This is a genomic window from Aeromonas sp. QDB17 (genome assembly GCF_027705305.1).
Classification (GTDB): domain Bacteria; phylum Pseudomonadota; class Gammaproteobacteria; order Enterobacterales; family Aeromonadaceae; genus Aeromonas; species Aeromonas caviae.
This window is the reverse complement of the sequence record NZ_JAPDBP010000019.1, coordinates 29643-44822: the sequence shown is the minus strand read 5'-3', so window position 1 is coordinate 44822 and position 15180 is coordinate 29643. Positions and strand designations below refer to the sequence as shown.

The 15180-nt window shown below is 65.0% G+C and carries 11 protein-coding genes; 4 read left to right on the top strand and 7 right to left on the bottom strand.

The annotated features are described in order from the left end of the window. The first annotated feature begins 97 nt into the window (after nt 1-97). The 3 genes from OKC41_RS15870 to OKC41_RS15860 all read left to right on the top strand — a co-directional run bounded on the left by OKC41_RS15870 (nt 98) and on the right by OKC41_RS15860 (nt 2538). A complete protein-coding gene (locus OKC41_RS15870) occupies nt 98-1444 on the top strand; it encodes an MATE family efflux transporter (protein WP_201894901.1) in 1347 nt (448 codons plus the stop codon). 11 nt (nt 1445-1455) lie between these two features. Then, on the top strand, nt 1456-2046 hold the full coding sequence (locus tag OKC41_RS15865) for a hypothetical protein (protein WP_039039859.1): 591 nt from the start codon (nt 1456-1458) through the stop codon (nt 2044-2046). A 276-nt stretch (nt 2047-2322) separates the two neighbouring features. Beyond that, nucleotides 2323-2538 (top strand): YdcH family protein, encoded by a 216-nt coding sequence (locus tag OKC41_RS15860; protein ID WP_005313020.1) that lies wholly within the window; start codon nt 2323-2325, stop codon nt 2536-2538. Between the two features lie 161 nt (nt 2539-2699). Here OKC41_RS15860 and nifJ read toward each other — a convergent pair whose 3' ends face one another. Together nifJ and OKC41_RS15850 are read right to left on the bottom strand one after the other, a co-directional pair. Further along, nucleotides 2700-6275 (bottom strand): pyruvate:ferredoxin (flavodoxin) oxidoreductase, encoded by a 3576-nt coding sequence (gene nifJ / locus OKC41_RS15855; RefSeq protein WP_201894902.1) that lies wholly within the window; start codon nt 6273-6275, stop codon nt 2700-2702. Further along, nucleotides 6272-7933 carry an NAD(P)-binding protein gene (locus OKC41_RS15850; RefSeq protein WP_201894903.1) on the bottom strand — a complete coding sequence of 554 codons (1662 nt, stop codon included), beginning with the start codon at nt 7931-7933 and terminating at the stop codon, nt 6272-6274. The genes nifJ and OKC41_RS15850 overlap by 4 nt, the downstream gene beginning before the upstream one ends. 350 nt (nt 7934-8283) lie before the next feature. On the opposite strand from OKC41_RS15850, the gene OKC41_RS15845 reads away from it, so the two are divergent. Further along, nucleotides 8284-10086 (top strand): MOSC N-terminal beta barrel domain-containing protein, encoded by a 1803-nt coding sequence (locus tag OKC41_RS15845; RefSeq protein ID WP_201894904.1) that lies wholly within the window; start codon nt 8284-8286, stop codon nt 10084-10086. A gap of 80 nt (nt 10087-10166) precedes the next feature. Here the strand turns inward: OKC41_RS15845 and htpX are convergent, their stop codons facing one another. From htpX to bioB, 5 genes are all read right to left on the bottom strand, one after another. Beyond that, nucleotides 10167-11039 carry a protease HtpX gene (gene htpX, locus OKC41_RS15840; protein WP_010674070.1) on the bottom strand — a complete coding sequence of 291 codons (873 nt, stop codon included), beginning with the start codon at nt 11037-11039 and terminating at the stop codon, nt 10167-10169. Nucleotides 11040-11152: 113 nt separating this feature from the next. After that, a complete protein-coding gene (gene bioD / locus OKC41_RS15835; RefSeq protein ID WP_041212695.1) occupies nt 11153-11833 on the bottom strand; it encodes a dethiobiotin synthase in 681 nt (226 codons plus the stop codon). A 108-nt stretch (nt 11834-11941) separates the two neighbouring features. Further along, complete coding sequence (gene bioC / locus OKC41_RS15830; RefSeq protein ID WP_201894905.1) at nt 11942-12745, bottom strand: malonyl-ACP O-methyltransferase BioC; 804 nt, start codon at nt 12743-12745, stop codon at nt 11942-11944. Then, entirely contained in the window at nt 12735-13931 is a 1197-nt protein-coding gene (bioF, locus tag OKC41_RS15825) for an 8-amino-7-oxononanoate synthase (RefSeq protein WP_201894906.1), read from the bottom strand. Before bioF ends, bioC begins: the two co-directional genes overlap by 11 nt. Then, a complete protein-coding gene (gene bioB, locus OKC41_RS15820) occupies nt 13928-15016 on the bottom strand; it encodes a biotin synthase BioB (RefSeq protein WP_201894907.1) in 1089 nt (362 codons plus the stop codon). The genes bioF and bioB overlap by 4 nt, the downstream gene beginning before the upstream one ends. Nucleotides 15017-15180 lie beyond the last annotated feature (164 nt).

Genomic DNA, 15180 nt, shown 5'->3' with positions numbered 1-15180 from the left:
CTCCTCCTGCGACCAGGATTGCACCCCGCCCCCGCTTGGTGTTAAATGCCCCTCCAGTTGGCCCTGACGAGGGCCATCGCCAGCACCTGGATATCCCATGCAGACTCAATCCCACGCGGGCCCGGGCTCCCTCTTCGCCCTGACCTGGCCACTGTTCATCGATCTGGCCCTTCACTTTCTGACCGGGGCCCTCAACACCTTCATGGTGGGCCACGTCTCCTATCAGGGGGTGGCGGCCCTCGCGGTGGGCAACCAGGTCTTCGATCTCGCCATCACCCTGTTCAGCTTCGTCAGCATCGGCACCAGCGTGGTGATCACCCAGTATCTGGGGGCGGGAGACAAGGAAAAAGCCCGCGTCGTCATCCACACCGCCATCGGCTTCAACCTGCTGGTGGGACTGGTGGCCGCGGTCGGCGTCATGGTGGGGGCCGGCACCATGCTGGCGCTGATGAACCTGCCTGCCCACCTGATGAGCGACGGCAGCCTCTACCTGCAGATCATCGGGCTTTGCCTGCTGCCGGAGGCGGCGGCCCTCTGCCTGGCCGCCACCCTGCGTGCCCACGGCCACACCCGCCAGGCCATGTACGTGACCCTCATCGTCAACCTCATCACCTTCGTCGGCAACCTGCTGCTGCTCTATGGCTGGTTCGGCCTGCCCCAGCTCGGGGTCGCCGGGGTCGCCATCAGCACGGTGGCGGGGCGCATCGTCGGGGTGGTGCTGCTGGTATGGCTGGTGGCGCGCAAGACCGGCATCCGGCTGCGTCTGCCCGAGATCGTCCGCCCAAGCCGCGCCATGCTGGACAAGGTGCTGCACATCGGTCTGCCGGCGGCGGGGGAGAACCTCTCCTGGATGCTGCAGTTCATGGTGGTGACCGCCTTCGTCGGCCTGCTTGGCGACAAGGCGCTGGCGACCCAGTCCTACTTCTTCCAGATCTGCCTGTTCATCCTGTTGTTCGGCCTCTCCATCGGCCTTGGCAACGAGATCATCATCGGCCACCTGGCGGGGGCCCGACGCTTCGATCAGGCCTATCGCCAACTGATGAAGAGCCTGAAACTCGGCCTCATCGTCACCGCCGCCATCGCCATCGCCGCCGCCCTGAACGGCCGCGCCATCATCAGCCTGTTCACCGACGACGCCGACATCATCACCCAGGTGGCGCAGCTCTTCCTCATCAGCCTCATCCTCGAACCCGGTCGCACCTTCAATCTGGTGGTGATCAACGCCCTGCGCGCCACCGGGGATGCCCGTTTCCCGCTCTACATGGCGCTCGTCTCCATGTGGGGCATTGCCGTTCCCCTGGCCTATTTCCTTGGTATCATGCAGGGCTATGGCCTGGTAGGCATCTGGCTGGCCCTCGCCTGCGACGAGTGGGTGCGCGGTCTGGCCATGTTCTGGCGCTGGCGCAGTCGTCGCTGGCAAAACAAAATTCTTGTCGAAACATAAGCGGAATCACCATGAAGAAAATCGGACTCTTGTTGACGGCCATCCTGCTCAGCCCGCTCGCCATGGCGCAAACCGCCCCGGCGACCCCCAAGGCGCAGGCTCCCCAGACCTGGTATGTGGCCCCCATCGTCATCGACGAGACCAGCGAAGCCCAGAAGGCCCTGACCAAGGAGTTCACGGCCCAGATGATCAAGACCATCAAGATCAACGAGTACCAGACCGGCAAGGCGGTGGGCAAGACCAAATCGCCCAAGTGGCTGATCCGCACCAAGCTGATGCCCGCAAGCCAAGAGCCCCTGGTCGGCAAGAAGCACCCGCAGGGCCTCACCTACGGCAAGGGCATCCCCACCCAGGAGATCGTCGGCGAGCTCATCATGAACGGCACCCTGGTGGCCCACATCGGTCAGGGCTGGCGCGAACCCATCGTCCCGGGCACACCGGTGGCGGAGAAGATCTCCATCGCCAACTACCAGTACGCCATCGGCAACGAAGCCAAGGCGCCGGATCTGGAAGAGCTGGCGGCGCAGATCGGTTTCGAGGCAGGCAAGGTGATTGCCAGAGACGGCAAGCCCCTGCCCGAGAAGAAAAAGAAAAAAGAGTAAACGGCTCACCCGTTTCCAGTCAGGGGCCTCGCGCCCCTTTCTGTTGCCCGCCCCGTTGCAGCCCCCCCCTCCCGAATGTGAAGCGGATCCCGCTTCTTTCCTCTGCGGTCCCTGGGTCAGCAGGCAATCATCTTGTAATTCAAACAGTTAAAACTCGCCCTTCCCATGCAGCAAATCCGTGGCCCCGAATTGGATCGGGATCACGTTTCTCCCCGGCAGTAAGGGGTACTTTGGTCTTGCAGGCACAATCAAACGACAACAAGGAGGCTTCATTACATGTTTCCGGAGTACAGAGATCTCATCTCGAAACTGAAGAGCAGTGATGTCCATTTCCAGAAGAAGTTTGACTTGCACAACGACCTGGATGCGGAGATCAGAAAGCTGGAGAAACACCACGCCAGCGACTACAGCTCCGAGGTGAAGGATCTGAAAAAACAGAAACTTAAACTGAAAGAGGAGATATACGACATCCTCAAACAACATCCACACTAGACGCCTCGACGAATACCTGGATAAGCAACTTATCCTGCCAGCCCGGCCCGACGCCGGGCTTTTTATTGACCGCCCCAAGGCGCGGCAACGGCCACTTCCCTTGGCACCGGAAAACGAAGCGGGCCAATGGCCCGCTTTGTCTTACCTGTTTCATCCCATGATCACACCGGCGGATGGAAATGGCTGGCTTCGCGGGTGGCCATCTCCTCGTAGGTGGCCCACTTCTGCCACGCCACTTGTTGCGCCACCTGCATCAGCCGCTGTGCCTCTTCAGGATGGCTCTGGGCCAGCACCCGATAACGGGTCTCCTGCTGCCGATATTCGGCAAGGGGGATGGAGGGGCGCAGGCTGTCGAGGCTGAAGGGGTTCTGCCCGGCGCTGCGCAGTACCGGGTTGTAGCGCATCAGCGGCCAGTGGCCCGAATCGACCGCACGCTTCTGTTGGGCCAATCCCTGCTCCATGTCGATGCCGTGGGCGATGCAGTGGCTGTAGGCGATGATAAGGGACGGGCCCGGATAGGCTTCCGCTTCCCGCAAGGCCTGTAGCGCCTGCTGCGGGTTGGCACCAAAGGCGATGCGGGCAACATAGACGTTGCCGTAGGAGATGGCCTGCAACGCCACATCCTTCTTGGCCAGCGCCTTGCCCCCCGCCGCGAACTTGGCGACGGCACCGAGCGGGGTCGATTTCGACATCTGACCGCCGGTGTTGGAGTAGACCTCGGTATCCATCACCAGCACGTTCACGTCGCGGCCGGAGGCGAGCACATGGTCGAGCCCCGCCGAGCCGATGTCATAGGCCCAGCCATCGCCGCCCACTATCCAGACCGAGCGGCGCACCAGCTGATCAATCAAGGAGAGCAGCTCGCGAGCCTTGCCGGATTTCACCTCTTCCAGCCGCTCCCGCACTTGCGCGACCCGGGTACGCTGGGCGCGGATCTCCGATTCCAGCCGCTGCGGGGCGCTAATCAGGGTATCGACCAGCTCTGGGCCCAGCTCCCCCTTCATCGCTTCGAGGGCCGCCACCGCCTGACCGTGATGCTGATCGGCAGTGAGACGAAAACCAAAGCCAAACTCGGCGTTGTCCTCGAACAATGAGTTCGACCAGGCCGGCCCCTTCCCTTCGCCGTTCTTGGCCCATGGCGTAGTCGGCAGGTTGCCGCCGTAGATGGAGGAGCAGCCGGTGGCGTTGGCCACCAGCATGCGATCCCCAAACAACTGGGTCAGCAGCTTGAGGTAGGGGGTCTCGCCACAGCCGGCGCAGGCGCCGGAGAACTCGAACAGGGGTTCGAGGAACTGGGTACCGCGCACGGTGGAAAAATCCACCCGCTCGCGAGCAGGCCAGGGCAGGCTCTCGAACCAGCGCAGCGCCTGTTTCTGACCAGCCAGATGGGGGGCCTTGTCCATCATGGCGATGGCGCGCTCGCCCTCGTGTTCCTCATCAGCCCCGGCCCGCACCGGACAAGCCTGCACGCACTGGCCGCAGCCGGTGCAATCTTCCGGATAGAGCTGCAAGGTGTAGCGGCTGTCGGGGAAACCCCTGGCGGTAACGGGCACCGATTGCGCTGCCTCGGGGGCGGTCGCCAGCCAGTCCTGATGGTAGAACTTGGCCCGCAGCGCCCCATGGGGGCAGACAAAGACGCAGTTGCCGCACTGGATGCAGATGTCCGAATGCCAAATCGGGATCTCGCGGGCGATATCCCGCTTCTCGAAGCGGCTGGTGGCGGTGGGGTAAGTGCCATCCACCGGCAGCATGGAGACAGGGATACGATCGCCGCGCCCCGCCAGCATCTCGCCAGTGACCCGCTGGACAAACTCGCTGCCGCCGGGAGCCAATGGCAGCGGATAGTCGCTGATCTGCTCCTCACCGGCCGGGATGGCCACCTGATGGAGATGAGCCAGGGTGTCGTCCACCGCCGCGAAGTTGCGCTCGACCACCTCGGGCCCCTTGCGGGCATAGCTCTTCTCGATGCTCTCCTTGATCAGCGCAATCGCCTCATCCCGCGGCAAGATGCCAGCCAGCGCGAAGAAACAGGTCTGCATGATGGTGTTGATACGATTGCCCATGCCGTTGCGCTCGGCCACCCGATCGCCATCGATGCAATAGAGCTGGATATCGAGGGCGCGGATGCGGGCGCGCAGCCGCTCGGGCAGCTCGGCCCAGACCCGGTCAGGCTCATAGGGAGCATTGAGCAGCAGGGTCGCCCCTTCTGCGGCATGTTCCAGCAGATCGACCGACAGGGCGAAGCCCCACTGGTGGCAACCGATAAAGCTCGCCTGCTCGATAAGCCAGGGGGCGTCGATGGGCTCGGGGCCAAAGCGCAGGTGGGAGACGGTACGCGAACCCGACTTCTTGGAGTCGTAGACGAAGTAGCCCTGAGCGTGGAACCCCTCCAGTTCACCGATGATCTTAATGCTGTTCTTGTTGGCGCCCACCGTGCCATCGGCACCAAGGCCGAAGAAGAGCGCCCGTACCCGGCTGGCGGGTTCCAGATCGCCGATGGGGTGCCAGGCCAGACTGAGGCCCGACACATCATCGACGATCCCCACCGTAAAGCGCGGACGCGGCGCATCGGAGGCCAGCTCCTCGAACACGGCCGCGCACATGGCAGGGGTGAACTCCTTGGAAGAGAGGCCATAGCGGCCACCGCTCAGCCACGGCAGCCGCTTGATAAGGCCGCGCTGCAAACCGTCGATCAGCGCGCTCTGCACATCCAGCAGCAGCGGCTCGCCCCCTGCCCCCGGCTCCTTGGTGCGATCCAGCACCGCCATGCGACGCACGCTCACGGGCAGCGCATCGAGCAGCGCCTGTACCGGGAAGGGACGATAGAGGCGAATGACCAGCACCCCGGTCTTGCGATCCTGCCGGTTGAGCCAATCCACGGTGGTGCGGGCGGTGGCCGCCCCCGAGCCCATCAGCACGATGACGTCGGTGGCATCGGGCGCGCCGTGGTACTCCACCAGCTGGTAGTGGCGGCCGGTCAGCTCACCGAGGCTCTCCATGCACTGCTGCACCCGCGCCGGCACCGCCTCGTAGAAGGGGTTGACGCTCTCGCGGGACTGGAAATAGGTGTCGGGGTTCTGGGCGGTGCCGCGCATCACCGGATGATCCGGGTTGAGCGCCCGGGCACGGTGGGCGCGCACCCAGTCGTTGTCGATCAGCGCCCGGATCTCGTCTTTATGCAATGCGGTGATCTTGTTCACCTCGTGGGAGGTACGGAACCCGTCGAAGAAGTGGATGAAGGGCACCCGGCACTGGAGGGTGACGCTGTGGGCAACCAAGGCCAGGTCCTGCGCCTCCTGCACCGAGCCGGAGGCGAGCATGGCAAAGCCGGTGCTGCGCGCCGCCATCACGTCCTGATGGTCGCCAAAAATCGACAGCCCCTGCGCCGCCAAGGATCGGGCCGCCACATGGAACACCGCCGAGGTCAATTCCCCGGCGATCTTGTACATGTTGGGCAGCATCAGCATCAGCCCCTGACTGGCGGTAAAGGTGGTGGCCAGCGCCCCTGCCTGCAGGGCGCCGTGTACCGTGCCGGCCGCTCCCCCTTCGCTCTGCATCTCCACCACCGTGGGGATGTTGCCCCACAGGTTGGTCTGCCCCTGTGCCGCCCAGGCGTCGGCCAGTTCGGCCATGGTCGAGCTCGGGGTGATGGGGTAGATGGCACACACTTCGCTCAGCTGATACGCCACCCGGGCCGCGGCTTCGTTGCCGTCGACCATGATCAATTCATGTTTCATTGGGACTCCTCCGGTTGGCGCAACTCGATGGCGTGGCAGGGACACTGGTCATGGCAGGCACCGCAACCGGTGCAGCGCTCGGCATCCACCCGATACCCCAGACCCGGCCCCAGCTTGGCGATGGCCTGCTCGGGGCAGCTGCCATAGCAACCGTCACACTCGAAGCAGTTGCCGCAGGAGTAGCAGCGCGCCGCCTCGTAGCGGGCGGCCACCTCATCCAGCCCGCCGATGATCTCGCCAAAGTCGTCCCGCGCCGAGGGCGGTTTGACCGGCTGACTGCTGGCCGGGGCGTGGGTCTGGAACCAGAGCTGCAACTGCTCGGGCCCCACCAGCGGCTTCCCTGCCTGCAAATGGGAGAGCGGCTTGTGGTAGAGGCGACCACGCAGCCAGGCATCCATATGGCGCGCCGCCTTCTTGCCGTGGCCAGTGGCGATGGTGACGGTGCGCTCGGAGGGCACCATGTCACCGCCGGCAAAGAGGCCCGGCACATCCGTCATCAGGTTCTCGCCAACCTGCACCACCCCCTCCTTGTTGACCCGCACGCCGGGGATGCTCTCCAGCACAGAGAGGTCGACCTCCTGACCCAGCGCCAGAATGAGGGAGTCCGCTTCGAGGGTTTCAAACTTGCCGGTGGGCACCGGCTTGCCCTCGGCATCCAGCGCCATCACCTCCACCTCGATGTTGGTGTTGTCGAGCTGGCGGATGGTGCGCAGCCAGTTGATCTTGATCCCCTCCTCCTCGGCCTCATCGGCTTCAAAGGCGTGAGCCGGCATATGGTCCCGGTCGCGGCGGTAGATGATCATCGCCTCCTCGACCCCGAGGCGACGAGCGGTACGGGCCGCATCCATGGCAGTGTTGCCGCCGCCGTAGATGGCCACCCGCCGTCCCAGTTTGGGGGGCGGCAACCCCTGTTCTTCGGCAAGACTGGCCTGTTCTAGGAAACTCACCGCATCGAGGATCTTGCCTGCCTCCCGGGCCGGAATGTCGACCCGCTTGGCCAGATGGGCGCCGATGGCCATGAAGACGGCGTCAAAGCCCCCCTCGTCGCGCTCGCACAGCACATCCTCCACCTTGTGGTTGAGAGTCAGGGTCACCCCGGCCGCCACGATGCGGGCCACCTCCCGATCCAGCACGTCGCGGGGCAGGCGGTAGGCGGGAATGCCGAAGCGCAGCATGCCGCCGGCCAGCGGCCCCGCTTCGCGGATCTCCACCTGATGGCCGAGCCGATTGAGGTGCCAGGCGCAGGCGAGGCCGGAGGGACCGGCACCGATCACCAGCACCTTCTTGCCGCTGGCGGGTGCGGGGGGCGCAGGCTGCCAGCCCCGGGCCAGCGCCTCGTCGCCGAGGAAACGCTCGATGGCATGGATAGAGACGGACTCATCCACCTGACCACGGTTGCAGGCGCTCTCGCAGGGGTGATAGCAGACCCGCCCGTGGACTGCAGGCAGGGGATTTTCTTCGATCAATCGTTGCCAGGCCGCCTCAAATCGACCGGCCTGCGCCAAAGAGAGCCAGGCCTGGATATTTTCTCCGGCCGGGCAGGCGTGATTGCAGGGTGGCAGGGCCGGCCGCCAGACGGGTAGCCGGGTACGCACCGGGCCTGTTCCCGTTTTCAGGGAGAGATCCGGCTGTGGGGTCATATCCAGTTGTTTGCTCATACATTGCTTTCTTCTTTTTGTGTGACAGGCCCCATCCGAATGCGCTTGATACCGTGTTGCCTGGGCAGACGGTGGCCGGAGAGGGAAGAAGCGAAAGCGTCAGAAACTGGAAGCTGGCTCGATGATGGGCCGTTTTTTGTACGACATGGTGGATCAGGATCAATAAATGTTGCGCTTTATGGGTCGCCCCCTTCACAACCGGATCCCCGTCACACCCCGCAGCCATTCGGGCCTGTCGCCCGAGCCCCCTCGCCGTCCTCGACGTGGGCAGCAGGAGAAGATTGCCGCCCGGGACAGGAATCGTTATCTTCCCCTCTTCACAGGAATCGCCACAGCACAAGGACCAGGACATGCCGACCCTCGCCAGCATACATCTCTACCCCATCAAATCGACGGCAGGCATGCCGCTGGAGCGCGCCCGGGTGACCCAGGAGGGACTTGCCGGGGATCGCCGCTACATGGTGGTCAAACCGGATGGCACCTTTATCACCGCCCGCACCCATCCCCAGTTGCAGCAGGTGGTGGCCACCCCCGTCGAGGGGGGGCTGCAACTGCGCTATCCGGGTCTGCCCCCCCTTGCCCTCATGGAGGCGGCGTTCAGTCGCGCCCCTCAGCACACCGGTGTCTGGGGGGATCGCTTTACCGCCCTGCACACCGGGCCCGAAGCCGATGAGTGGCTGAGCCGGGTGGCGAGGGAGCCGGTGCGCCTGCTCTGGCTCGGGGAGGCATCCGATCGTTTTCGGGAGAAGACCGGCACCCGGGTGAGCTTTGCGGACGGCTACCCCTTGCTGCTCATCAGCCAGGCTTCCCTTGAGGATCTCAACCTGAGATCCGATGCCTTGCACCAGATGAGCCAGTTTCGTACCAACCTGGTGGCGAGCGGCACCCGCCCCTTCGAAGAGGATGGCTGGAAGCGGATCCGCATCGGTGAGGTGGAGTTTCGGGTGGACAAGCCGTGCAGCCGCTGCATCATGACCACGGTGGAGGCAGGCACGGAGCGCTTCAATGCCCTGAAAGAGCCGCTGGCCACCCTCACCCGCTACCGCCGTGGCGAAGATGGTGAGGTCTATTTCGGCCAGAATCTGGTGGCCCTGAACGAGGGGTGGATTGAGGCGGGCAGCGAGATCGAGGTGCTGGAGCGGGCCCGGGCGCCGGTCTACCCCAACGCGGCCCCGAAAAAGCGGGAGCTGGTGTGCGTCGCCCGGGAACCCCTGGCCCGGGATCTGGAAACCTTCTGGTTCGAGGCCGCCGACGGCGAGCCCCTGCCCGACTACCTGCCTGGCCAGCACCTGCCCATCAGCCTCGATATCAAAAACACACGGGTTCAACGCCGCTACACCCTGAGCTCCACGCCGGAGCGGCCCGAGCGTTACAGCATCAGCGTCAAGAAGCTGGCCGATGGCCGCCTCTCCCCCTGGCTGCACCATGAGCTGAAAGTGGGCGACCGGTTGCTGGCCGCCCCCCCGGCCGGCGAGTTTCACTTAGGGTCCGAGCGCAGGCTGCTGCTGCTCTCGGCGGGATCCGGTGTCACCCCCATGCTCTCCATTGCCCGCACTCTGGCACTACGGGGGGAGCTCGGTGACGTCCACTTCATGCACCTGTGTCGCAGCGAGGCAGACATTCCTGCCGCCAGCGAGTTGCACACCATGGCGCAGCAGGGAATGACCCTCACCCTGATCCTGAGCCAGCCTGACAAACACTGGCAGGGGCTCAGCGGCCGTCTGAATGACGATCACCTGGGCCGGATCCGGGGTTTGCAGGAGCGGGAGGTGTTCATCTGCGGCCCCCACGGCTTCATGGCCGATGCAGCCAACCGGTTGAGCGCCCTCGGCGTACCGGCCGGGCGCATCCGCCAGGAGAGCTTTGGCGGGGCACTGCTCTCGGTAGCCCGCCCCCATCAGGCGGTGCAACTGCGTATCGGTGAGCGGGAGTTTGCGGGCAACAACCAGGGCACCGTGCTGGATCAGGCCAACAAGCAGGGGGTAGAGCTGCCCTGGAGCTGCCGTGCCGGCATCTGCGGCAGTTGCAAGCAGACCCTGGTCTCGGGCGAGGTGGATCACCCCGATGCCCCCGCCATCAGCGCCGCCGAGCGGGCCGAGGGCAAGATCCTCACCTGCTGCGCCGTACCCCTGACGGATCTGGTGATCAAATAGGGTGATCGGGGGGCAAAACCCCGTCCCCGGAATGCAAAACGGCTGCCCGAGGGCAGCCGTTTTCTTTAGATGACTGGCTATCAGCCACGCAGGGCGGCGATGCGCTGCTCGATGGGCGGGTGGCTCATGAACAGCTCGCTCATGGAGCGCTTGCCGTTGATGCCGAACGCCATCATGGAACCCTCCATCTGCGGCTCGGCACCGCGGGCGAGACGCTGGAGCGCGGCAATCATCTTGTCGCGGCCGGCCAGCTTGGCGGCACCGGCGTCGGCACGGAACTCGCGCTGACGGCTGAACCACATGACGATGATGGAGGCGAGCACGCCGAACACCATCTCCAGCACGAACACGGTGATCATGTAGGCGAAACCGCCGGTGCTGCTGCTCTCTTCCTCGTTGTTGGAGCTGAAGAAGTTGCTGATGACGCCGGCCACGATGCGGGCGAAGAACATCACGAAGGTGTTCACCACCCCCTGGATCAGGGTCAGGGTCACCATGTCGCCGTTGGCCACGTGGCTCACCTCGTGGGCCAGCACGGCTTCCGCCTCGTCGCGGCTCATGCTGTAGAGCAGACCGGAGGAGACGGCGACGAGGGAGTCGTCACGGCGGGCGCCGGTGGCAAAGGCGTTCATCTCGGGGGAGTCGTAGATCCCCACTTCCGGCATCTTGATGCCAGCCTCACGGGCCTGACGGGCAACAGTGCTCACCAGCCAGTGCTCGGTCTCGTTGCGGGGCTGCTCGATGACCTGGACGCCATAGCTGCGCTTGGCCATCCACTTGGACATCAGCAAGGAGATAAAGGAACCCCCAAAACCGAACACGGCACAGAACACCAACAGACCGGAAATGCTGGACTTGTTGATCCCCAGAACCGAGAACAGGATATTGAGTACCACCCCCAGCACCAGCATGACGGCCAGGTTGGTCACCAGGAATAGCATAATTCGCTTCATATTGACTCCTTGTGAGATATGGATGCATGGTTCGGGGCTCCCCAGGGGCGACCGATGCCACACTTGCCCCAGATAATAGACAGACTCGATGAATGTTTGCTGAATGTCTGGCCTCAGAGCAAGGGCGACACATCGAGACAGTGGTGCAAATCCACCTCATTCACCGCGTCCACGAAGGGGAGCTCCCCCAGAAATGGGGCCGGCAACATGGCTTTCAAGGTGTCCAGGTTCTCCTCGTAGCGGCTCATGTGCGGATCCACCCGGTTGATGACCCAGCCCGCCAGGGTCAACCCCTGCTGGCGAATGGCGCTGACGGTGAGCAGGGCATGGTTGAGGCAGCCCAGCCTGGCCCCCACCACCAGGATCACCGGCAGCCGCTCCTGGGCGACCCACTCCGAGAGCAGACGCTGATGATCCAGCGGCAGGAACCAGCCCCCCGCCCCTTCGACAATGACGAGATCGGCCCCAGCTCCCTCAATCTCCCGCAAGCCGGCGGACAGCCCCTCGAAGGGGATGCTCACCCCCCGCTCACGGGCGGCGATATGGGGGGCGATGGGCGGCTCGAAGGCATAGGGATTGACCTGCTCGTAGGGCAGCGCAACCGTGGCCGCCTGCTGCAACAGCAAGGCATCCAGATTGCGAAGCCCCTCCGGGGTGCGGGTGCAGCCCGCCGACACCGGTTTGTACCCGGCGCAGCGAATGCCTCTGGCGGCAAGCGCCAGCAACAGGGTGCGGGCCACCAGGGTTTTGCCCACGTCGGTGTCCGTGCCCGTGATGAAATAGGATGTCCCCATGATGATTCCTCGATGCAGTGCAGGGGCGTAGAGGCGCCCCGATATCCATGGTGAAAGGCAGGCGCGCGTCCTGCCGCTGAAGGGGTGGGTGCACCGGGTCTTTTTGTGTCAGCGTCGCACCAGGCGCCCGAGGCAGACCTCGTAGCTGGCGGCCAGCAGGCCGTCCGGTTGACGGTGGCGCTCGTAGGCCTCCCCCAGTCGCACCAGGCGCTGGCGATGACCCAGGCCCGCAGACCGCTCGTCGTTGACCTGGCTCGCACCTATCCCTTTGAGGTCGCGCAGCAGTCCGCTGAGCGCCGGGTAGGCGAGGGACCAGGTCAGCGGGCAGAGTGCCGGGGCCTCGAAGCCCCCGTCACGGGCCGCCTGCTGCAACTGGGACAACGTCAGGAAGCGATTGACATGGTCACGACCATCCACGGCCCGCCAGGCCTCCCGCAGTTGCCACAGTGACCCCGAAAGCAGGGTCGAGAAGAAGACCTGTCCACCGGGTTTGAGCACCCGGTTGAGCTCGGCAAAGGCCTGGGCCGGCCGCTCGCACCACTGCAGGGCCAGGCTGGAGAAAACCCAGTCCAGGCTCTGGTCGGCAAAGGGCAGCCCCTCCGCATCGCCGCACACCAGGCGGGCTCCGCTGCCGCGAAGGGCCGCCTGGGCCAGCATGCCGGGAGCGAGATCCAGCCCGGTCAGCGTCTCGCAGCGCGGCGCCAGGGCAGGCAGGAAGAAACCGGTACCGCAACCCAGATCCAGCCCGGCCCCTGAGCGCACCTCTTTCACGCCCCCCTCGTCCATGCGCGCCAGCAGCATCTGCCCCACCTCCTGCTGGAAGCGGGCGTGGGCGTCATAGTGGCGGGCCGCCGCCCCGAAGCGGCGGGCGAGCTGTGCCTTGTCCACCGACTGGAAACGCTCATGCACCATGGGCGCCCCCTCTCTCGTCGGTGGATGGGCGGGGTCCCAGGGCCTCGAGCAGGCGATCCACGTCATCTTCGCCATGGGCGGCGCACAGGGTGATGCGAAGGCGCGCCGTGCCGACCGGCACCGTGGGCGGGCGGATGGCGCCGGCCCAGACACCGCACTCCCGCAGCCGCTCGGCCAGTTGCAGGGCAGCGAGGCTCTCCCCCACCAGCAGCGGCTGGATGGGGGTATCGCTTGCCCCAAGCCGCCAGCCGAGCGCCTGCGCCCCCTGCCGGAACCGGGCGACAAGGCGAGCCAGGTGGGCACGGGCCTCGTCGGCTACGCGTACCAGCTCGATGCTCTGGCGCACGGCGCACGCCTGGGCGGGGGGCATATGGGTGCTGTAGACATAGTGGCGGGCAAAATTGACCAGGTACTCCACCAGCTCGCGACTGCCCCCCACAAAGGCGCCGGCCACCCCGAGCGCCTTGCCGAAGGTCCCCATCTGGATGTGCACGCTGGCCGGGTTCACCCCCTGGGCCGCCAGGGTGCCGCGCCCCTCGGCACCCAGCACGCCGAGGCCGTGGGCATCGTCAATCATCAGCCAGTTGCCGCTTCGGGATGCGAGTGTGGCCAGCTCAGCCCAGGGGGCCTGATCCCCGTCCATGCTAAAGACCCCTTCCGAGACCATCAGGCCCCGGTTTGGCTCAAGCAGCCGCTCAAGGGCCGCCATGTCGTTGTGGCAAAAGCGCTTCATCTTGCAGGGGAGCTGGCTCCCCATCTCCTGCAGGGAGGCGTGGTTGAGCCTGTCCTGCCACAGCAGGTGATCCTTGCCGAGCAGGGCCTTGAGCACCGCCTGATTGGCGGAGAAGCCGCAGTTGAACAGCAGCACCGCCTCCACGCCGAGCCAGTCGGCAAGCGTCTCTTCCAGCTCCTGGTGAGCGCGGCTGTAGCCGGTCACCAGGGGCGAGGCACCTGCCCCCGCGCCATATTGCGCCACCCCCGCCGTGAAGGCGGCCTTGATGGCGGGGTGACCGGCAAGGCCCAGGTAGTCGTTGCCAGAGACGTTGAGGTAATCACGCCCCCCGACCCGGATCCGCCCACCGCTCGCCACATCCACCGGGGTGCGTCGGCGCAGCAGGGTGGCCTGTTCACGCTCGGCCAGCGCCTCCCCCAGGGCAAAGGGGCCGGTAACAACGGGCGTCATCATGGACGGAGGACATCTGCGCGGGAACGGGTGGCATCGTAGAAGAGTTCGCTCGGCTCGCTCTGGCGGTTCACCTCGGCCAGCAGCTCCTCCTCTTGAACCTGATCCGGCTTCTGGGCCCGCTGGGCGGGGCGAATGCCAAGGCGCTTGAAGAGCTGCATGTCGCTGTTCTCGTCCGGATTGGGGGTGGTCAGCAGCTTGCAGCCGTAGAAGATGGAGTTGGCCCCGGCCATAAAGCACATGGCCTGCATCTGCTCGTTCATCTTCTCCCGCCCGGCGGAGAGGCGCACGTGGGAGGCCGGCATCATGATGCGCGCCACGGCGATGGTGCGGATAAATTCGAACGGGTCCAGGTTCTCCTGGTTCTCCAGGGGCGTCCCCTTCACCTTGACCAGCATGTTGATGGGCACGCTCTCCGGGTGGCGCGGCAGGTTGGCCAGCGCCATCAAGAGGCCCGCACGATCTTTTGCCTGCTCACCCATGCCGACGATGCCGCCGGAGCAGACCTTCATGCCGGCGCCGCGCACATGCTCCAGGGTGTCGAGCCTGTCCTGATAGGTGCGGGTGGTGATGATGTCGCCGTAGAACTCCGGTGAGGTGTCGAGGTTGTGGTTGTAGTAATCCAGCCCAGCAGCCCCGAGCCGCGTCGCCTGATCGGCGGTCAGCATCCCGAGCGTCATGCAGGTCTCCATGCCGAGCCCGCGCACCTCTTCAATCATGCGCAGGATATAGGGCATGTCCTTCTCTTTCGGGTTGCGCCAGGCCGCCCCCATGCAGAAGCGGGACGAGCCGTTGGCCTTGGCCTCCCGGGCCCGCTCCAGCACTTTTTCCACCTCCATCAGCCGCTCGGTCTCGAGCCCGGTGTGGTAGCGAGCGCTCTGGGGACAATATTTGCAATCTTCCGGGCAGGCCCCGGTCTTGATGGAGAGCAGGGTGCTTACCTGCACCTCGTTCGGGTCGAAATGGGCGCGGTGCACCGTCTGGGCCTGGAACAGCAGATCGTTGAATGGCAGGGCAAAGAGATCCTGAACCTCGGACAGGGTCCAGTCGTGACGAAGGGCGTGGGCACCCGCGGTGAGAGCATTCATACATGGCTTCCGGTTGTTATTGGTGGGATCCTGCGCCGCGCTCAAGAGAGCGTTCGCCGCAAGACCCGCCAGCTGGACAGCGCGATGCCAGGGCGTTCGCGAAGCCAAGTGGCTGAAATTGTTGGCTAGTGTAGAGAGCACGCGTAGACTGTCAACACCGACCA